Below are 19,114 nucleotides of genomic sequence, written 5' to 3' on the forward strand. Positions count from 1 at the left end.
AAACTAGCTTTAAGCGTTTATTAAATGTAATTAATGGTAGTAGCCAGTAATTACATTTAATAAACAAAAAACCCAGCCTTTGCTGGGTTTTTTGTTGCCTATTTCTTTGGCAAATAAAAAAGCCTGCATAAAGCATGCTTTTTAAATTGCTAACTTTTTTAGGTTAGGCTGGCGTTAAGTCACTCTCGTAATCAAAACGCAGTTTTTTATCTTTAACCGATACTTTTACCGTACCGCCAGAAATTAGCTCACCAAACAGTATTTCGTTAGCCAATTGCTTTTTAAGATCTTCTTGGATAACACGCGCCATAGGACGCGCGCCCATTGCTTTGTCATAGCCTTTATCAGCCAACCATTCACGTGCTTTAGAAGTAAGCTCAAGGTTAACTGACTTCTTATCCAGTTGCGCTTGTAACTCAACAACAAATTTATCAACCACTTGCAAAATAACCTCTTTCTCGAGGTGATTAAACCAAATAATGTTATCTAAGCGGTTTCTAAATTCAGGTGAAAATACTTTGTTAATTTCACCCATTGCATCGTGTGTGTGATCTTGCTCACTAAAACCAATCGACTTACGCGTGGTTTCTTGTACGCCGGCATTGGTGGTCATCACCACTACTACGTTTCTAAAGTCAGCTTTTCGGCCGTTATTATCTGTTAGCGTACCGTGATCCATAACTTGTAGTAAAATGTTGTAGATATCAGGATGCGCTTTTTCAATTTCATCCAGCAATACCACTGCATGTGGGTTTTTGATCACCGCTTCTGTTAATAAGCCGCCTTGTTCAAAACCTACATAACCCGGAGAAGCACCGATTAAACGGCTCACCGCATGGCGCTCAACGTATTCAGACATATCAAAACGAATAAACTCAACACCCATGCATTTGGCTAATTGCTTGGTAACCTCTGTTTTACCTACCCCTGTTGGGCCTGCAAATAAGAACGAACCAACCGGTTTGTTCTCGTTTGCTAAACCTGAGCGCGATAAGCGAATAGCAGAAGTTAATGCATCAATGGATTGATCTTGTCCAAACACCAACATTTTTAAATTACGGTCTAAGTTTTTCAGCGTTTCTTTATCAGACGACGACACATTTTGAGGCGGAATACGCGCCATTTTAGACACAATCATCTCAATATCAGATACACCAATGGTTTTTTTACGCTTAGACGTAGGCAGTAGCCGTTGGCTTGCGCCTGCTTCATCAATAACGTCAATCGCTTTATCAGGTAAGTGACGCTCATTAATGTACTTGGCACTTAGCTCGGCGGCTGCTTTTAACGCTTTTTGCGTATAACGAATACCGTGGTGTGCTTCGTAACGATCTTTTAAGCCGTTAAGAATTTTAGTGGTATCTTCAACACTAGGTTCAAGCACATCAATTTTTTGAAAACGGCGAACTAAGGCGCGATCTTTTTCAAAAATATTTTTATACTCACCGTAAGTGGTAGAACCCATGCAGCGTAATTGCCCACTTGAAAGTAACGGCTTAATTAAGTTTGAAGCATCCATTACCCCGCCCGAGGCAGCACCTGCACCAATGATGGTGTGAATTTCATCAATAAATAAAATTGAACCCGGTTTTGCTTGTAACTCTTTTAATAAACTTTTAAAGCGTTTTTCAAAATCGCCTCGGTATTTGGTACCGGCAAGTAACGCACCCATATCTAAAGAGTACACAACCGCATCTGCAATAACTTCAGGTACTTGTTCATTAACAATACGATAGGCTAAGCCCTCGGCAATGGCTGTTTTACCAACGCCGGCTTCACCAACCAGTAATGGGTTATTCTTTTTACGACGACACAGCACTTGCACTGTGCGCTCTACTTCGCTGTCACGACCAACAAGCGGGTCAATGTTACCCTCTTTAGCGTGTATATTAAGGTTTGTAGTAAAGCTGTCGAGCTTGCTCGCTTCCTCACTTGCTACTTCTTGTACCTCTTCATGAATGTCGTCGGTGTCATCGCCTAATTCGTCGTCACCTTTGGCAATTCCATGAGAAATAAAGTTAACAATATCCAGCCGAGAAATATCATTCTTTTTAAGTAAATACACTGCTTGGCTTTCTTGTTCAGAAAAAATAGCCACCAGCACATTCACGCCAGTCACCTCATTTTTACCCGAAGATTGCACATGAAATACCGCGCGCTGTAATACACGCTGAAAGCCAAGTGTTGGTTGAGTTTCGCGTTCTTCTTCTAAATCGGGAATAACCGGTGTGGTTTCATCAATAAATTCAAGTAACTCTGTTTTTAATCCAGAAACGTCAACACCACACGCATTGAGCGCTTCTCCAGCTGATGGATTGTCGAGTAGAGCGAGTAAAAGATGCTCTACGGTCATAAACTCATGACGACGTGTACGCGCTTCACGAAACGCGGTGTTCAAAGTTAGTTCTAAGTCTTTATTTAGCATTGGCAACCCCTTACAGAGATAATAATTTTATACCGCACTTCAAAGATGAAAGTTCACCTTTATGGTATTTATTCCTGCTCACAACTACATAGCAGTGGATGCTCGTTATCCCTTGAGTAGCGGTTAACTTGCTCAGCCTTGGTATGTGCTACGTCGGCGCTATAAACACCACATATACCCTTACCTTGCTGATGTATTTGCAGCATCACATCAGTTGCTCTATCGCTATCCATATTAAAAAACGTCATTAAGATCTCTATTACAAAATCCATCGGCGTGTAATCATCGTTGTTTAACACAACTTTATATTTTCGCGGTGGCTGCAACTTTTGCTTTTCACTATCGCGAACGGTGTCGATAACACCAGAATCTTTCATACCACTCATAATTAAATATAGTCTTGTCTTTGTAACTCAAGCAAACTTGAATAAAAAAATAAATAAAATGTTAAAAAATAACCTAAAACACTTGACTGGTTGCTTAAATAAACTACAGTCAAATGGTGATTGATTAAACCTTAGTCAGTCTAGCAAACAATACAGTTTAGGATAACTAAATTAGTCAACTTATAGAAGGATGTAGAAGTATGGCTTGTGGTAAAGTCAAATGGTTCAACAACGCCAAAGGTTTTGGTTTCATCGTAGAAGACGGTTGCGAGAACGACATTTTTGCTCATTACTCCACAATTGTAATGGACGGATACAAGACACTTAAAGCTGGTCAAGATGTTACCTTCGAATTACAACAGGGCCCTAAAGGTCTACACGCTACTAATATAGCGCCTAATGGCGATATTATAGGGTGATTGTAATTATGAGACTAAAGCGAGTGACCTGTTTAGATCCTCGCTTAATTTCTTAAAAATCCCTAACCACTCCAATATAAATTGCCTCATTGTTTGTTAATTCAACCCCACTCCTTGATTTTATTTTATCTACCCCAATAATTTCAGTATTAGAAGTTTAACTGCTGGCGTCTGGCGTGTAATCCTAGCCCTTTTTAGCCAAGCTTGTTACACTCTTTATCCTGTAAAACGTAATTACTTTAGCCTAATGGCTAGTTTGTATTTACATAAATTTTAGTTATAAAAGACACTAGTCCGTCAGGTGTGATTATTCTCACCTTGTTTAGGTTATACGAGTACCAACACCTAACAGACTACTCATTGCATGTACTAATGCTTAATTTAAAAGTATTAGGCGATGATTTCTTTGCATTGTTGAATTTGGCCAATGCGGCCTACTATCTAGGAATGATGATGACATCAAAAATTATCTATACAAAAACGGACGAAGCTCCGGCACTAGCAACTTATTCGTTGTTACCTATTATCCAAGCATACACAAATGCGGCAGGTGTTGAAGTTGAAACACGCGACATCTCATTAGCTGGTCGTGTAATTGCGAGCTTCCCGGATTACCTAACAGAAGAACAACGCATTGGTGATGCACTTGCAGAACTTGGCGAAATGGCAAAAACACCAGAAGCTAACATCATTAAATTACCGAACATTAGTGCATCAGTTCCACAACTTCGCGCTGTAATTAAAGAGCTTCAAGAAAAAGGTTATGCACTTCCAGAATACCCGGTTGAACCTAAAAACGATGAAGAGAAAGCGATTCAAGCAGCCTACGATAAAATTAAAGGCAGCGCAGTAAACCCTGTACTTCGTGAAGGTAACTCTGACCGTCGTGCACCAGGTTCAGTGAAAGAGTATGCACGTAATAACCCACATTCAATGGGCGCGTGGAGCAAAGATTCACAATCATACGTTGCAAGCATGGAAGAAGGTGACTTCTTTGGTTCTGAGCAATCACTAACTGTTGATGAAGCAACGGATGTTCGTATCGAACACGTAGCGGCTAATGGCGATATCACTGTACTTAAGCAAAGCACGCCATTACTTGCTGGTGAAGTAATTGATGCATCACGTATTAGTGCAGCAAAATTACAAGCATTCCTAGAAGCTGAAATCAATGCAGCTAAAGAAAAAGGCGTGTTATTTTCGCTTCATATGAAAGCAACCATGATGAAAGTATCTGATCCAATCATCTTTGGTCACGCTGTAAAAGTATTCTACAAAGACGTTTTTGCAAAACACGGTGCACTTTTTGAAGAGCTAGGTGTTGATGTAAATAACGGTTTAGGCGATGTGTACTCTAAAATTCAAACATTAGATGACGCTAAGCGCGAAGAAATTGAAGCAGACATTCAAGCGGTTTACGCTAACCGCCCTGCTATCGCCATGGTTGATTCTCATCGTGGTATTACAAACTTACACGTACCAAGTGATGTGATCATCGATGCTTCTATGCCTGCTGCAATTCGTTCAAGCGGTCAAATGTGGAATAAAGACGATAAATTACAAGACACAAGCTTTGTAATTCCAGATCGTTGTTACTCTGGCGTTTACAAAGCAACGATTGATTTTTGTAAACAGCACGGTGCTTTTGATCCTACAACTATGGGTAGCGTACCAAACGTTGGCCTTATGGCTCAAAAAGCGGAAGAATACGGCTCACATGACAAAACATTTGAAGCAAAAGCTGACGGTACTATTCGTGTTGTTGACACAAACGGTAACACCCTACTTGAGCACAGTGTTGAGCAAGGCGATATCTGGCGTATGTGTCAGGTTAAAGATGCACCAATTCAAGATTGGGTTAAACTTGCAGTAAACCGCGCTCGCGCAACTGGTAATCCGGCTATTTTCTGGTTAGATGCAGAACGTGTACACGATGCTGAGCTAATCAAAAAAGTGAACAAATACTTGCCAGATCATGATACTGCTGGCCTAGATATTCAAATTTTATCGCCAATGGATGCAACCTTATTCTCACTAGCACGCATCAAAGAAGGTAAAGATACGATTTCTGTAACAGGTAACGTATTACGTGATTACCTAACAGATTTATTCCCAATTTTAGAATTGGGTACTAGTGCTAAAATGCTTTCAATTGTGCCACTGATGAATGGCGGTGGTTTATTTGAAACAGGTGCCGGTGGTTCTGCTCCTAAGCACGTTCAACAGTTTGAAAAAGAAAACCACTTACGTTGGGATTCTTTAGGTGAGTTCTTAGCACTTGCTGCGTCACTTGAACACCTAAGCACAACAACGGGTAACAACAAGGCACAAGTACTTGCTGATACGCTTGATAAAGCAACGGGCACATTCCTAGCTGAAAACAAGTCACCTTCACGCAAAGTTAAAGAGATTGATAACCGTGGTTCTCATTTCTTCTTATCTTTATTCTGGGCTCAAGAACTTGCTAAGCAAAATGAAGATAGCGAGCTTAAAGCGCAATTTACACAAATTGCTAGCGACCTTGAAACCAACAAAGAGCAAATTGTTAACGAGCTAAACGATGCACAGGGTCCTGCAATGAACATTGGCGGTTACTTCCAGCCAAATGACGATGCAGCCTTCAAAGCAATGCGTCCAAGCACGACATTTAACGAGATTTTATCTAAACTAGTATAAATCGATTAAATGAATGTAAAGGCGCTCACAGAGCGCCTTTTTTGTGCCTAAGAAAAAGGCCGCTAATGCGGCCTTTTCAATTCAACTTTAAAAGTTTATTTTGTGTATGCGCGTGGCATGTTCGACTCTGTTGTATAGCGCTCACGCAGTTTATCTTGGCGAGATTCAGTACTAACCTCAACACCATTGATAAACATTTTATTCACGTGGCTGCTCAGCTCAAACGGGTCGTTACTCCACATAACAACATCAGCGGCTTTACCTACTTCTAGGCTACCCGCGTTAATACCAAATACATCAGCCACATTCGAAGTCATGGCCTTTAATGCGCCTTGTTGGCTCATACCGTAAGACACTGCGTTACCGGCATCGTAGCGAAGCTGGTAAACATTGTGACTTGCGTCACCACCCACAGTTAGTAGCACTTTAACACCGGCTTTTTCTAGTATGCCGGCATTATTCAAGCTCGCATGCAACGAATCAAAGCTACCTGGTAAGTTATCCATTGCACTAATGATCACAGGAATGCCTGCTTTAGCGATGCGATCTTTAACTACAACGGCATCTTGAGCGCCATTAAGGACAATGTTTACGCCAAACTGCTGTTTCACTTTTATTAGTTCAACAATATCTGATGCACGCGACACACTAATTAGTAATGGTATATCGCCTTTTAGTACTTTAGCCATTACCGTGTCTTCAGCACTTGGCTTAGCGTCGTCTTTTTTAGCGTCTTTACTTGCTTTGGTTTGATGCTCATCTAATTTTTTAATAAGCGTTTGCAAAGTAAATGCACGAGAACCTTTACTACGCTCACCTAAATGAACCACTAGTGCAGCTTGCTTTTTATCTACGCTTTCAAAGCTACCACTTAAATCAACAACACTTGCTAGGCCTGCAAATATGCTGTCACCACCGTATGGGGTGATCAAATCGCGAGTGATACCGCCTTTACGTGCATAAGGAATTAAGCTTGAACGAGGATTGAATGCTAAGCTTGCATCAAAATCGATACCTGCTTTGTCTTCTCCTGCATCGCGAGAACCGGCAACTGCACCTACTTCAACTAAGCCAAGCTGATTTACACTGGCGATAAAACCAGCCGTCACTATTTGACCTTTAGCATCAATAACTTTGTCAGCTTTAACATCGCTAGGGTTAATGGCAGTGATTTTGCCTTCATTCATTACAATGCTAGCTCCTTCTAATACACCTTGTTCTGAAGATGTATGCAAAGTTGCATTAATGATTGCTAATGACTTGGCGCTCACGGCACCCGATGCTAGTAGCCCTGCAGCAACCAGAGAAAGCGAAAACGAACGTGATAATTTTTTCATTCTGGGTGCTCCTTATTGTTGACCTAACATAAAATCACTTTGTGCTTGGAATGCGCTATCGTTTCTATCGTAAACTTTTGCACCATCAACAAACACTTGCTCTGCTTTTGCATAAACACTAAACGGGCTTTGATTCCAAATAACAACATCAGCTTGTTTACCTGTTTCAAGTGAACCTGTTTTATCTTCAATGCCTAATGATTTAGCGGCGTTAGACGTGATCCATTTAATCGCGTGTTGCTCAGAAATATCAAACCCATTTTGGTTTGCACTGTACATTACTTTTGCGGCTTCTTGGTTCAAGCGTTGAATCGTCGTATCAGAATCTGAGTGCACAACAGCACATGAGTTTTTAACTGCATCAACAATAGCGACGTTCTCTTGCACCATATCGTAGGCTTCCATTTTAAAGCCCCACCAGTCTGGCCAAAGTGCTGCACACGAGCCATTTTCAGCTAATAAATCAGCAATTTTATAGGCTTCAATTCCGTGGTGGAATGTGCCCGCATGATAATTAAACTCTTTAGAAAGGTCGATCATCATCGCCATTTCTTCTGCTTTGTAGCAGTGATTGTGAATACGAACTTCACCTTCTAAAACACCACGTAATGTATCGTATTTAATATCACGATGTGGAGCTTCTGGGTTTTTACCCGCAGCGTAATCAGCATCGTATTTATCCCACTCACGCTTATATTCTTGAGCGCCAATCCAAGCTGTACGATATCCTGCCATATTACCCATACGTGTCATCGGTAATACGCCTTTACGACCGTAAACACGTTTAGGGTTTTCACCACATGCCATTTTTAAACCGTATGGTGCATCAGGAAATTTCATCCCTTGCATGGTGTGAGCCGGTACATTTTTAAGGGTAACGCCACGTCCACCGAATAAATTAGCCGAACCCGGTAAAATTTGTAATGACGTAATACCGCCTTCACGTGCGCGATTGAAACCTGGATCTTGTGGCCAAATTGAATGCTCAACCCATACTTCTGCCGTATTTGGACTGGTCATTTCGTTACCATCTTGATGAGACTCAACCGATGGATTTGGATAAGCACCTAAATGTGAATGAACGTCAATAATGCCTGGTGTTACCCATTTACCTTGTGCGTCGATGGTGGTATCTGCATCAGCGGTTAAATCTTTACCAATTTGCTGCACTTTACCGTCGACAATTAATACATCAGCTTCATCTAAACGCTCACCCGTCCCTGTTAATACAGTCGCATTGGTGATTAACGTGCTTGATGTCGCTACCGGTTGGTAAGTACTTGGGTATGGGTTTTTATTAATGGTTACTTTGTCATCTTGTGGGCCGCTTTCTTGGCAACCAACAAGTGCTGCTGCTAAACCAACAGCTAACAATGAGGGAGCAAATTTTTGCATGTTTTTAGGTTCTCCTGTTTTTTTACTACTTTAGCGAAAGCAAACGCATAAAGCTAAAAAAACAGGTGAAAAGGCGGTTATTTAAGGTGAATTTCTGTAATTATTTTTTTATATAATTGTTATAAAGCTTATCCAGAGCTCCTTCGGTGGTGAGCGATGGATCTTTACTTATAAAGTGTTTAACCGTTCGTGTTACAAAATCCGAATTTTGCTTATGTAATTTTGAAAAATCTTTAATCAATGTATTACCATCTTTTGCGGCTGTAACTTTATCATGACGATGTCTGTATTGACTCAATGCCTTATTAAAATCACCTTGATAGTCTTCCACTAAAATTTTATAAAAGTCACTTTTTTGTACTTTTAATACAGTAATGCAATAGTTAAGCGCTTCTTTGAAATCGGTAAATACAGTGCCTTCAACATCAAACTCTTTAGTTTTTTCACGCACTGTGACACGTGCTTCCTCAGTGGCATAACTAAAGCCCGTAAAGGCGAGTCGCTCAGCCGCTTCTTTACCTAGCTTCATACCTGCTTGAATACTATGCGCAAATTCATCACTCATATCAGCGAGTTCGTTTTCTTCCCACATGTTGTAAACACGCAGAGGTTTTGCATACTTATTAGATAATTTCTTTTTAAGTTTGCTAAATCGCTCATCAATGGTCATTAATCGCTCATTGTGAAGTAATGCATGGCATTCGTAACAGGCTGCAATGGCAACAAAGTCAGCTTCTTCACCTAGATCAATAATACTTTGTAGCATATGCAATGGCGGGCAATGATCGCGCTCTGTTGCCTCACAGCCGCAATAAAAACATTGGTTAAAATGCTGTTGCTCACACGCATAAGCTTGCTGGTAGTAACTTGCTAACGTTTTATTCACAATTGCGCTCCAAAAATATAAAATGCCACAAATTTAGGGCGCGATAATAACAGCCTGAAAAAATATTTCAGTAGGAAAACGCTAAAGTGTGTCAAAAATAAATTATTTATGAACAACTTTTCATACACCTACAAAATTGCACGATTTATATACACATCTTCTTACAGCTTACCCCATTCAGTTAACAACATTTCGGCTACATTAAGCAATACTTAAGTTGCATATAAACAAAGAGGCAAATACTATGATTTCTTTCAAAGCAACTCTATATTCAACTGTATTATTGGGCGCAGCAACATTAACAGCACCTGTAATGGCAACCACCTTTGTTGCCGCTGACTCATCACCCGGTACCCAAGCTTGTATGGCCGTTGCATCTAACAAAAGGTTGACACTTCACAGAGCCATGAAAGATCTGCGAATTAGTAAACATGTAATTGGCAAAAAATTACTCTGTAATGATTTATCAATGGGTGATTTTGTAGCGCTGTATGATTTAAATAAATCAGCACGCTTTTTAAATATTGAAGCGTCTACTAGTACGTCAATAAGAGATTTAGCAAAAGCAAACAAACCGCTTGTGGTTATTATGGCGGGGTCTAAATAATATTACAGGTTTTAAATGCGTTTAATTTACTCGAGTCAAACACGTTAAGCAGGGCTTAGTACCTGCTTAACGTATATTTATTATTAAATAAGCGCTGCCAACAAACCAAATAAGCCACCAAACACCCCACCCCATACAACGAGCCAACCTAAGTGTTCGCGGATCATGGTTTGAATTATTTCTTTCACCATTTTAGGGGTGAGTTCATCTAAGCGTTCATCCACTAACTTAAGCACCGTATTATGCAAACTTTCCGCGTTATTACCTTGGGTTAACATATCGCTTAATAGTGTTTTAAAATCGTCGGTGTCGCTTATTTGCACCAGTGATGATTGCATTTTTTCAATAAACTTTTCTCGCATTGGCTCAACGGCTTCAGTGCCGCCAAACATTGCAAGCATGCTACCAAATTGTGATTGCTCAATAACCACTAACAAATTATCGAATGCGGGATTTAAATCCACCTTATAAATAACTGACTCAAAGTCTATCGTTGGTTGAGCCTTGCTTAGAAGCTTGTCTATTTTATGCTCAGAAAAGAACTCCGTAAGTATTAAGTTTCTTATAGCCACTTTAAAACTTTCAAACTTAAGTGCAATTACACCCGAACCATATAAAAACGGCACTTTTTCAAACAGCATATGAATAGCGAGTAAGTTTGTAACTGCACCGGAGAGTGCAAATAAGCCCACAGAAAGTACAATGGTTTGTTCAAATACAAAACCAATAACAACACAACACGCTGCTAATAAGTTAGTGATAAAACTTTTATTCATTTTTATTCCATTTCAGTGATTTGTATCAGAAATTGATAGTATTAATTTTACACCGATTAATTTGTTTATTTAATCCCTTTTTGCCATAGTTTATTTATAGGTTTAAAAGGTGACTATTGTTATGTGGAAAACAATCAATCAAGAGATCAGCCAGGCTATCCATTATGATTTTAAACACACCCATAAACGTCAGTTGCAAAACACATCCACCGATAAGTTGTTTCATTTAAGCGATGGCAAGCACAATTACTTAGTTAAAGTTGGGCAAAAACATGAGCTAGAGCGCTTTGAGGCTCAAGCTCAAGGCTTAAAACAGCTTACTCAAAACAGTGTATTTATGGTGCCAGACTGTATTATAACTGGGGCCAATATAGAATACGCCTTCATTGTATTAGAGTGGCTTACATTTGACGAGCTTCCCCACACTCATTGGTCAACTATGGGGGAGCATCTTGCCATGTTACATCAAAAACACCAGCAAGCGATGTTTGGTTTTGATACCGACAATTATTTAAGCTCAACGCTTCAGCCTAATCAGTGGCATAAAAAATGGGATGTATTTTTTGCAGAAGAACGTATTGGTTGGCAATTACAACTATTAGCTGAAAAAGACATTGTACTTTCAGACCCCGAACAACTAATAAATTTAGTAAAAGAGACACTGCATAATCATCATGTTTTACCCTCATTATTACATGGCGATTTTTGGCGTGGTAACCTGGGCTTTGTAAATAACATTCCGACCTTGTTTGACCCCGCCTGCTATTACGGTGATCGGGAAGTCGATATTGCTATGAGCGAGCTCTATGCTCCCCTTCCAGAGGATTTTTATGATACCTACAAGCATCACTACCCTTTAGCACAGGGTTATGAGCAACGTAAGCTTGTTTATCAGCTTTACCCTGTTTTAAACAACGCTAACATTTTTGCGGGTCATTATCTAAATCAGGCTAAAGAGCACGTTGATAAACTAATAAACTTACTAGACTAAACTCGTAAACTAAAATAAATGCAGTAAACAAGATATAAGCACTATATTTAGTGTAAGCCCGTTGTGTGCTACCCACGTAAAAAAACTTAGTTTTTATGAGGTGTTATTATGAAAGACTTTTTATCACAACGCATCGCCTGTCCACATTGTGGACACCATATTCATTTAGATCTCGATGCCAGTATGGGCGATCAAGACTACTATGAAGAATGTAGTGCCTGCTGTAACCTTATACACTTGAACATGCATATAGACTATGCACGTAACAAGTTAGAGTTACATGTGGACAGCGATGACGAACAAATATTTTAGCTATGTTGGCGCATGTAGTTTTCAACGGTGTTTATAATTGTGTAGGTTTGCTGGTCGACTTCAATATTGAACTCATCACCCACAACGGCTTCACCTAAATTAGTTATATCGAGTGTTTCTGGTATTAGATGCAACCAAAAGCCAAACTCATCAATATTACCCACCGTTAAACTTGCACCATTAACAGATACAAATCCTTTGTATAGCACATATTTTTGCCATTTTTGTGGCAGGCTGAGCTGTATTTTGTAGTTGTTTTCTAACTTCACTATTTGCGCAATTTTTGCGGTGCAATGAATATGTCCAGATACAATATGTCCACCCAACTCAGTACCAAATGACACTGAACGCTCGTAATTAACTAAACTACCCAATTCCAGTTGCCCAAGATTAGTTAGCTGCAGAGTTTCGTCAATAACATCAAAATGCACTTGAGCAACCACATCGTGATTACTTAGCTCTACTTTTACCACAGTCAAACAGCAACCATTTATAGCGATGCTGGCACCTAAGTCTAAATGCTTCACGTATTGCTCATTGACAGAAACTACCAGACGCAATACGCCCTGTGCATGGGTTTTAGAAACTACCGTTGCTTGAGTTTGAATAATACCGGTAAACATAAAAATCGCTTCTATTTCTTACAAAGTGCTAGTTTAACGTATCAAAAGACAAAATCATTCACTTAATAGCACTTATTCATGGTTATTTTCACCACCAAGATGAATTAAATACAAACACCGACCACCAGCATAGCTTGGCTGATCACAATAGATTACAATGCGACTATGTTTTTCTGAATAGCTGTTTTTTATGACTTTTTGTAGTTGGGAAGCCAAACGTTTACTTTCTCTTGCCGTTCCCGTTTTTTTAGCACAAGTAACTTTAGTATTAATGTCTGTGGTTGACACCATTATGGCCGGACAAGTGAGCCCTACCGATTTAGCTGCACTATCAATTGCAACGGGGATATGGAACCCAATTTTATTAGCAATACAAGGGATTTTATTAGCATTAACGGGCGTTATTGCCCAATTCGCTGGTGCTAAAGATCGTAACGGCATCAGCCATTATTTTCAGCAAGCCCTTTATTTAACACTCCTTTTAAGTATTGCTGGTTTTAGTGCGGCGCAGCTTGCCAATACTGTTATTTTACAGCTAAACACCACCCCAGCAATTGCTGGACTTGCCTTTGACTACATTCATTTTGTTAAGTGGGGTGTGTTTGGCTTTTTAATTTTTACCGTTTATAGAAATATGACCGAAGGCATGGGGATGACCAAGCCTGCATTTTATATTAGCCTACTAGGGCTTGCGGTAAACATTCCACTCAATTATATTTTTATCAATGGCTTATTTGGCCTACCAGCTTTTGGCGGAGCCGGTTGTGGTATCGCTACCGCACTCGTATTTACTGTTATGGCCATTGCGCAGGTGACTTATTGTCAGCTCAGCAAAAAAGTAGACGCCAAAGGCTTATTAGCGGGCTTTGAAAAACCTAACTTTAAAACCATAGGTATTATTACCAAACTCGGTATTCCTATATCACTAGCCACTTTTTTTGAAGTAACCTTGTTTGCCTGTATACCTTTATTTATTGCGCACTTAGGTGCGGTGGCTGTGTCTGGCCATCAAATTGCAGCCAGTGTTACGGCACTATTATTTATGATGCCTCTTAGCCTCTCAATTGCAATTAGCATACGAATTGGTAATTTATTTGGGCAAAATCATTTAGACCAATTAAAAGTAGCCGTGTCTACAAGTTATATTTTAGCGGCAATTATCGCCCTATTTATCGCTTTTATTACTTTTATAGGTCGCGATGTGATTAGCGAGCTTTATAGCGATAGCCCTGCGGTACTCGCACTTGCTTCATCAATTATGATTTTAGCCTGTATTTATCAACTTCCTGATGCATTACAAGTAGCTGCAAATGGTATATTGAGAGGCTTAAAGCACACAGCCCCTATTTCTTATATTACTTTTATCTCTTATTGGTTAATCGGCTTTAGTTTAGGCTACGTATTAGCAAGAACAGACTTAATAGTGCCAGCAATGGGCCCGCATGGTTTTTGGATAGGCATTATCGTTGGATTATCAGTTGCAGCTGTACTACTGATGCTGACAGTGCATAGGCGATTTAAACGTGAACCATTTATTCTCTCTTAAACAATCTATAAATAACACACTGCCACTTAGTTGGTTACTGGCAGTGTGTTGTGTATTTCTTTTTGGCTGCTCAGAGCAGCCCAGTGAGGCAAATAAAACTTATTTGTCTCGCTTAAGTAGTACCTTTCAAGTTCCCGAGCCAAAGAGAAATCCACTGCAACAACTCACGTTAGTCGCGCCTAAAAATACCTTTCAGCCCGCAATTAAAATTGGTATAACTGAACTTGCTGGTATTAGCCAATGTAAACTGAACGTTTTAATAAGCGAGCATAACAACCAATTAGGTAAAACAGCCACCGCTGCCAGCCAATTGAAGTACCAAATAGATTTTATTCAAAGCGCGCAAAACTGTTTAAATAGCTTGGATAAACAAAGCAAGATTTACAACAAAATTGCTGCGGCAAAAACTCAAAAACAAGCTCAGCTCACTCAGTTTTTCAACAATATGTTATTTAGTGAACCCGAGCTCAACAGCAGTTGGCAATTAACCGGCCAAGAGCTCAGCACTCAACCGGCTGGGTTTAGCGACACAGTTGAGGGGCTTAAAAAGCTAACTACCATAAAACAGCTAATAGAAAACCAAAATAATATGGCAATAAACAGTGATGATATTTTGTCAGCGCTTGAGCCGCTTAACAAATACGAGTTTAACCAACAACTTATTCAAGCCGCACGTGAACAAATTAGCTTAAATCATGCGGCCACCCAGTTTGTAAATACTTTAACGCTTGAAGATATATGCCCAAAGGGTAAAAACAAGCAGCAAGCTAAAATTGTCAGTAATATATTCAATAAATATTACTTGAAACAAATTCAGCCTTATCAAGCGCAGCTTAGTGGTTATTTAGAAACATTGCAGCCGCTGTATGTGCAGCTGTGGTTTAATCAAGCAGTAAGCAGTGAAGAGATAAATGCGCTTCTTGACCCAAACGCTAAAAACTTACTCGCTCAGCTAAAATCGTCAGCAAAAGAGCATGTTATATGGTGGCAAAAATTTTATAAAACGTGTGAAATCAGTCCAATATGAATAAAAAAACGGCAAATAAACTCAAATAGCATAAACATGCTTGATTCACTCCCCATCACGCTATATATTAGCGACCGTTGTTAAGCAATTAACAACTCTTAAATACATGCAATACGACTGTAGCTCTGTTGGGCGAGATTGGACCGAAGCGAAGCTTCGCAGCCGAACGAGGTGGAGGCAGGACGCCGACAGGATGAAGCTTCATGGACGAATTAAATAATATATAGACTTATAGTACGACTGTAGCTCAGTTGGTTAGAGCACTACCTTGACATGGTAGGGGTCGGTGGTTCGAATCCACTCAGTCGTACCAATCTCCATAACTATAAAAAAGAAAAAGCACTACCTACTCTTGATCACCCGGTCCAGAGGTCGGTGGTTTGAATCCACTCAGTCGTACCAATCTCCATATCTAAACTGTTAAAAAAGAAAGAGCACTACCCTCTCTACATATCTACACAATAAAAAAAGAACGTAGGTCGGTTAAGTGGCAAAGCCACGCCACCCGACATTGGGTAACCCCCCAATATCAAAAACACTCCAAAAAAGCGCACTCGATCTACACTTGCTTAATAAATATCAAGTAACATCCATTTAATCACCCTGCAAAATTAGAATTTATTGCTTGATAATTCATACTATGTTAACAAATAGACTATCTTATAAATTAATACATCAAAAGCACGCTAAGGAAGGATTTAACTATGAAGTTTGTTACGCTCATTTTACTAGCCTTACTTGGTTTTTCAGTTGAAGAAGCTCATGCAAAAACTGTGATAAAAGTAGGTGGCTATGAGTTCCCTCCTTATATAGAAATTGTTGATGGGCGTGCTTCTGGTCTTACCGTTGAATTAATAAGCGAGCTAAATAAAATACAGCCTTCTTATCATTTTGAATTAGTACTAACCACACCCATTCGTCGCTTTAAAGATTACCAAAATGGCCTATTCGATTCGATTTTTTTTGAGAACCCAGATTGGGGATGGCTACAGGGAAACAATGTAATTAGTAACTCCCCTGTTGTAGCCATAGATACAGAAGTATTTATTGCTTTAAAGCAATTTGCCAAGTCTCAAGCCTGGTTTGATAACTTAGCAGATAAAACCTTGGTGGGTATTTTAGGCTACCATTATCCGTTAGCTAATTACGAAAGTAGCCCCTCAGTTCTTGAAAACGAATATAAAATGACTTTATTAAGCAGCCATAAAAGAAGTATTGAATTAGTATTAAAAAAACGCAGCGATAGCGCTATTGTTACTCGTTCTTACCTAAATCAATACTTTAGCAAGTATCCAAAAAGCAAGCGTTTGCTACTTGTGTCTGAGAGAGTGGCACAAACCTATAATCATCAGTTATTACTTCGCCCAAACCACACGCTAGATATAAGCACCTTGTATAAATGGGTAAAGCAAGCACTCACGCAAGGCAATATTGCAGCTAGGCTAAAGCAACTTGGGCTTCAACAATCACCTCTAATTACACCTTTACTGCAGACTAGCCAAACAAATACTGCTAATTAATGGCAGTAACTAGAAAACTTACTATTCTCATCATTTGTCGCAAACTCAACTAATGTCATCAGTAAATCACTGTGCTTATGAGTAAACCCAGTATTAGCAAGACGTTTTTCTAAATAGGCGGTAAAGTTCTTTCTCTGCTGATGTTGGCTTTGTAGCTTAATTAATAGTTCTGACTGTTTTTGGTTAATTAATCGTGTCTCGTATATCGGGTCTTCATCCGGCCAATTCTCAACTGGAGAACCCTTTTGTTGAAATACAAAATCACTCAACGAGCGTTCTATTTCATTATAATCATGCCCACCTAGCAGTTTTTCTATCTCTTTTAGTAAACTTGAGTACAAAACCCGAGGAAACAGCTTGTAAAAGTCATGATTTTTGAAAGACTCACCAGAGGGCGTTTGTTGCCAATTTTCAAAGCTTGCTCGTAAAGCATGCACCAATATACGACCAACATAATGGCTTTTTTGAAACGAGACGCCTTGTGACTCTAATCTCGATAAAACATGGTTTAATCGTTGCTTTAAACTGCGTACTTCTAGTTGAAGTTCGCTTTTTTGAGCCTCTAGCAATTGTATTTCGTCAGCACTTGTTGTTATTTTTTGTTCTAATTTATTTATTTTGACTTGCGCACCATGAAACAAATTACGTGTATCTTTGAGCTCTGCCAATATACTGGCATTTTGTAATTTTATAGGCGAACTATCATCACCTGTATAGGTTATGGTTTGTTTACTGTTTATTAATGCTTCGTTTAACGCCTGCTCTAATTTACTGTCTATTACTTGGCCAGACTTACTACCTTTTAGCAAGTTGGTTAAAGTTAAAGAAATATGTTTTTGATACCAATTTTGGATGTGCTCACACTGCACATCAGATAAATTAGCAAACGGATTATCTTCACTTATTGGCTTATTAGCCATAAAAGTTCCCTCTAGTAAAAACACCTATAATTATCATACCAATTGCATTAAATTAGTGTTCTATTATGGCGCCTGAAAATAACGTAATAACAAGACGAAAGCTATAACATATAGTTATTCTATATAAATAACTTTACGCAGTAAGTGCGCCATTTAATACGATAGAATGATCATTTTTAAAAATCGGTATTGTGTCATATTTAAGTTAAGTTACTTATTTTTGTATATTAATAGCTATCGCTTTTTAAGGCTATACTTATATTGTTTGAATACTGAGAACATTTAAGTTGTTTATTCCAGATAACCCACTAAACTTAAGTGCACATATAAAAATGCATTATCCTTATGAGAATATTTTTAGTCGTTGCCTTACTTTTATCCTTCTTTACTTACGCAGATCCTGCGCCTGTAACCTACAATGTTGACGATAAAAATATTACTCTTCCAGGTAAAAAATATAAAAGTGGTTATGGCTATAATCTAAATGCTGATACCGTACTTCGTTTAGTTACACTCAACTGGCCTCCTTATATAGACGATAACCTATGCAATAAAGGCTGGCTTTACCAGCTTACAGTTAGCATGCTGGTTAAGCGTGGTTATGGCGTTCATATTGAGTTTTACCCTTGGGCACGTGCAGTTCGTGAAGCAGAGCTAGGCAAAGCCGATATATTATTCCCTGAGTACTATATTGCCGACGACGTCATTTCTGAAAATATTTTAACCAAAACACGCAATCAGTTATTAGCGCTATCAGAACCTATTCCAGGTGGCGATTTATCGTTTGTTGCACTTAAAGATCACACCATTGACTACGATGGCAGTATTAACTCTGTAAAAAATCGGATTATGGGCGTAGTTCGCTCATATAAAAATAGTGACGAACTCGATGAACTGATTAGCCAAGGCAAAGTAAAAACCATTGTTGCAAACAGTGAGTATCAACTCATTCACTTGCTTTTAAACGGTCGCGTCGAGCTTATTGTTGCCGATTTAGAAGTACTTAAAGCCAGCGTTTACAAGTCACCTTTATCAAATAGAGATAAAAAAGTGATGCTAAATGCACTCGTTGCATTATCACCAAGTATTGAGTACAAAAATCTGCATTTTTCAGTAAGTAAAGATACATCTAATTGGCAATCTATATTAGCTGACATCAACGATGAAATTGCCATTATGCGTAAAAACAATACTTTTGAACGTTTTATCGCTCAAAAAAAACAACAATGCTATAACCTAGGGTAACCCTTAACAAGCTGAGTATAATT

The 19,114-nt window shown here is 39.1% G+C and carries 17 protein-coding genes and 1 tRNA gene; 10 read left to right on the forward strand and 8 right to left on the reverse strand.

What is annotated here, in order from left to right:
* Positions 1–163: 163 nt before the first annotated feature.
* A complete protein-coding gene (gene clpA, locus QL989_RS09030; RefSeq protein WP_290169881.1) occupies positions 164–2,425 on the reverse strand; it encodes an ATP-dependent Clp protease ATP-binding subunit ClpA in 2,262 nt (753 codons plus the stop codon).
* 68 nt (positions 2,426–2,493) lie between these two features.
* Positions 2,494–2,802 (reverse strand): ATP-dependent Clp protease adapter ClpS, encoded by a 309-nt coding sequence (gene clpS / locus QL989_RS09035; RefSeq protein WP_008110102.1) that lies wholly within the window; start codon positions 2,800–2,802, stop codon positions 2,494–2,496.
* Positions 2,803–3,011: 209 nt separating this feature from the next.
* Here clpS and cspD point away from each other — a divergent pair, with 209 nt between their 5' ends.
* Together cspD and QL989_RS09045 are read left to right on the forward strand one after the other, a co-directional pair.
* Positions 3,012–3,230 (forward strand): cold shock domain-containing protein CspD, encoded by a 219-nt coding sequence (gene cspD / locus QL989_RS09040; protein ID WP_138604913.1) that lies wholly within the window; start codon positions 3,012–3,014, stop codon positions 3,228–3,230.
* A gap of 453 nt (positions 3,231–3,683) precedes the next feature.
* Entirely contained in the window at positions 3,684–5,906 is a 2,223-nt protein-coding gene (locus QL989_RS09045; protein ID WP_290169924.1) for an NADP-dependent isocitrate dehydrogenase, read from the forward strand.
* Between the two features lie 95 nt (positions 5,907–6,001).
* Here QL989_RS09045 and QL989_RS09050 read toward each other — a convergent pair whose 3' ends face one another.
* The 3 genes from QL989_RS09050 to QL989_RS09060 form a co-directional block, all read right to left on the reverse strand.
* On the reverse strand, positions 6,002–7,243 hold the full coding sequence (locus QL989_RS09050; RefSeq protein WP_178955842.1) for an amidohydrolase family protein: 1,242 nt from the start codon (positions 7,241–7,243) through the stop codon (positions 6,002–6,004).
* A gap of 12 nt (positions 7,244–7,255) precedes the next feature.
* Positions 7,256–8,638 (reverse strand): amidohydrolase, encoded by a 1,383-nt coding sequence (locus tag QL989_RS09055; RefSeq protein WP_178955832.1) that lies wholly within the window; start codon positions 8,636–8,638, stop codon positions 7,256–7,258.
* A gap of 100 nt (positions 8,639–8,738) precedes the next feature.
* Positions 8,739–9,524, reverse strand: a complete 786-nt coding sequence (locus QL989_RS09060) for a hypothetical protein (RefSeq protein WP_178955830.1) — start codon at positions 9,522–9,524, stop codon at positions 8,739–8,741.
* Positions 9,525–9,768: 244 nt separating this feature from the next.
* On the opposite strand from QL989_RS09060, the gene QL989_RS09065 reads away from it, so the two are divergent.
* Complete coding sequence (locus QL989_RS09065; RefSeq protein ID WP_290169887.1) at positions 9,769–10,131, forward strand: DUF3718 domain-containing protein; 363 nt, start codon at positions 9,769–9,771, stop codon at positions 10,129–10,131.
* An 83-nt stretch (positions 10,132–10,214) separates the two neighbouring features.
* On the opposite strand, the gene QL989_RS09070 is transcribed toward QL989_RS09065, so the two are convergent.
* A complete protein-coding gene (locus QL989_RS09070; protein ID WP_178955826.1) occupies positions 10,215–10,907 on the reverse strand; it encodes a DUF445 domain-containing protein in 693 nt (230 codons plus the stop codon).
* Positions 10,908–11,028: 121 nt separating this feature from the next.
* On the opposite strand from QL989_RS09070, the gene QL989_RS09075 reads away from it, so the two are divergent.
* Both QL989_RS09075 and QL989_RS09080 read left to right on the forward strand, forming a co-directional pair.
* A complete protein-coding gene (locus QL989_RS09075) occupies positions 11,029–11,898 on the forward strand; it encodes a fructosamine kinase family protein (RefSeq protein WP_138604918.1) in 870 nt (289 codons plus the stop codon).
* 108 nt (positions 11,899–12,006) lie between these two features.
* Positions 12,007–12,210, forward strand: a complete 204-nt coding sequence (locus QL989_RS09080) for a CPXCG motif-containing cysteine-rich protein (protein ID WP_008464077.1) — start codon at positions 12,007–12,009, stop codon at positions 12,208–12,210.
* Here the strand turns inward: QL989_RS09080 and QL989_RS09085 are convergent.
* Positions 12,207–12,833 carry a riboflavin synthase gene (locus QL989_RS09085; RefSeq protein WP_054200746.1) on the reverse strand — a complete coding sequence of 209 codons (627 nt, stop codon included), beginning with the start codon at positions 12,831–12,833 and terminating at the stop codon, positions 12,207–12,209. The two genes, QL989_RS09080 and QL989_RS09085, sit on opposite strands and share 4 nt — an antisense overlap.
* A gap of 190 nt (positions 12,834–13,023) precedes the next feature.
* Here QL989_RS09085 and QL989_RS09090 point away from each other — a divergent pair, with 190 nt between their 5' ends.
* The 4 genes from QL989_RS09090 to QL989_RS09105 all read left to right on the forward strand — a co-directional run bounded on the left by QL989_RS09090 (position 13,024) and on the right by QL989_RS09105 (position 16,926).
* The gene (locus QL989_RS09090; protein ID WP_290169893.1) at positions 13,024–14,379 is read left to right on the forward strand and encodes an MATE family efflux transporter; all 1,356 of its coding nucleotides are present in this window, start codon (positions 13,024–13,026) and stop codon (positions 14,377–14,379) included.
* On the forward strand, positions 14,357–15,406 hold the full coding sequence (locus tag QL989_RS09095; RefSeq protein WP_290169895.1) for a DUF3080 family protein: 1,050 nt from the start codon (positions 14,357–14,359) through the stop codon (positions 15,404–15,406). The genes QL989_RS09090 and QL989_RS09095 overlap by 23 nt, the downstream gene beginning before the upstream one ends.
* A gap of 236 nt (positions 15,407–15,642) precedes the next feature.
* Positions 15,643–15,719: transfer RNA gene (locus QL989_RS09100), tRNA-Val, on the forward strand.
* A gap of 391 nt (positions 15,720–16,110) precedes the next feature.
* On the forward strand, positions 16,111–16,926 hold the full coding sequence (locus QL989_RS09105; protein WP_290169897.1) for an amino acid ABC transporter substrate-binding protein: 816 nt from the start codon (positions 16,111–16,113) through the stop codon (positions 16,924–16,926).
* On the opposite strand, the gene QL989_RS09110 is transcribed toward QL989_RS09105, so the two are convergent.
* Positions 16,923–17,846, reverse strand: coding sequence for a hypothetical protein (locus QL989_RS09110; RefSeq protein ID WP_290169899.1), 924 nt, complete (start codon positions 17,844–17,846; stop codon positions 16,923–16,925). The genes QL989_RS09105 and QL989_RS09110 overlap by 4 nt on opposite strands.
* Before the next feature lie 345 nt (positions 17,847–18,191).
* On the opposite strand from QL989_RS09110, the gene QL989_RS09115 reads away from it, so the two are divergent.
* Complete coding sequence (locus tag QL989_RS09115) at positions 18,192–19,091, forward strand: transporter substrate-binding domain-containing protein (protein WP_290169901.1); 900 nt, start codon at positions 18,192–18,194, stop codon at positions 19,089–19,091.
* Positions 19,092–19,114 lie beyond the last annotated feature (23 nt).

The organism is Pseudoalteromonas sp. APC 3224, assembly GCF_030407535.1.
GTDB lineage: Bacteria > Pseudomonadota > Gammaproteobacteria > Enterobacterales > Alteromonadaceae > Pseudoalteromonas.

Excerpts from the sequence above, each read along its gene's own strand:
- QL989_RS09080 (WP_008464077.1), top strand. The coding sequence starts at position 12,007 with ATGAAAGACTTTTTATCACAACGCATCGCCTGTCCACATTGTGGACAC.
- clpS (WP_008110102.1), bottom strand. The coding sequence starts at position 2,802 with ATGAAAGATTCTGGTGTTATCGACACCGTTCGCGATAGTGAAAAGCAA.
- QL989_RS09115 (WP_290169901.1), top strand. The coding sequence starts at position 18,192 with ATGAGAATATTTTTAGTCGTTGCCTTACTTTTATCCTTCTTTACTTAC.
- clpA (WP_290169881.1), bottom strand. The coding sequence starts at position 2,425 with ATGCTAAATAAAGACTTAGAACTAACTTTGAACACCGCGTTTCGTGAA.
- QL989_RS09070 (WP_178955826.1), bottom strand. The coding sequence starts at position 10,907 with ATGAATAAAAGTTTTATCACTAACTTATTAGCAGCGTGTTGTGTTGTT.
- QL989_RS09065 (WP_290169887.1), top strand. The coding sequence starts at position 9,769 with ATGATTTCTTTCAAAGCAACTCTATATTCAACTGTATTATTGGGCGCA.
- QL989_RS09050 (WP_178955842.1), bottom strand. The coding sequence starts at position 7,243 with ATGAAAAAATTATCACGTTCGTTTTCGCTTTCTCTGGTTGCTGCAGGG.
- QL989_RS09110 (WP_290169899.1), bottom strand. The coding sequence starts at position 17,846 with ATGGCTAATAAGCCAATAAGTGAAGATAATCCGTTTGCTAATTTATCT.
- QL989_RS09090 (WP_290169893.1), top strand. The coding sequence starts at position 13,024 with ATGACTTTTTGTAGTTGGGAAGCCAAACGTTTACTTTCTCTTGCCGTT.
- cspD (WP_138604913.1), top strand. The coding sequence starts at position 3,012 with ATGGCTTGTGGTAAAGTCAAATGGTTCAACAACGCCAAAGGTTTTGGT.
- QL989_RS09045 (WP_290169924.1), top strand. The coding sequence starts at position 3,684 with ATGACATCAAAAATTATCTATACAAAAACGGACGAAGCTCCGGCACTA.
- QL989_RS09085 (WP_054200746.1), bottom strand. The coding sequence starts at position 12,833 with ATGTTTACCGGTATTATTCAAACTCAAGCAACGGTAGTTTCTAAAACC.
- QL989_RS09105 (WP_290169897.1), top strand. The coding sequence starts at position 16,111 with ATGAAGTTTGTTACGCTCATTTTACTAGCCTTACTTGGTTTTTCAGTT.
- QL989_RS09075 (WP_138604918.1), top strand. The coding sequence starts at position 11,029 with ATGTGGAAAACAATCAATCAAGAGATCAGCCAGGCTATCCATTATGAT.
- QL989_RS09055 (WP_178955832.1), bottom strand. The coding sequence starts at position 8,638 with ATGCAAAAATTTGCTCCCTCATTGTTAGCTGTTGGTTTAGCAGCAGCA.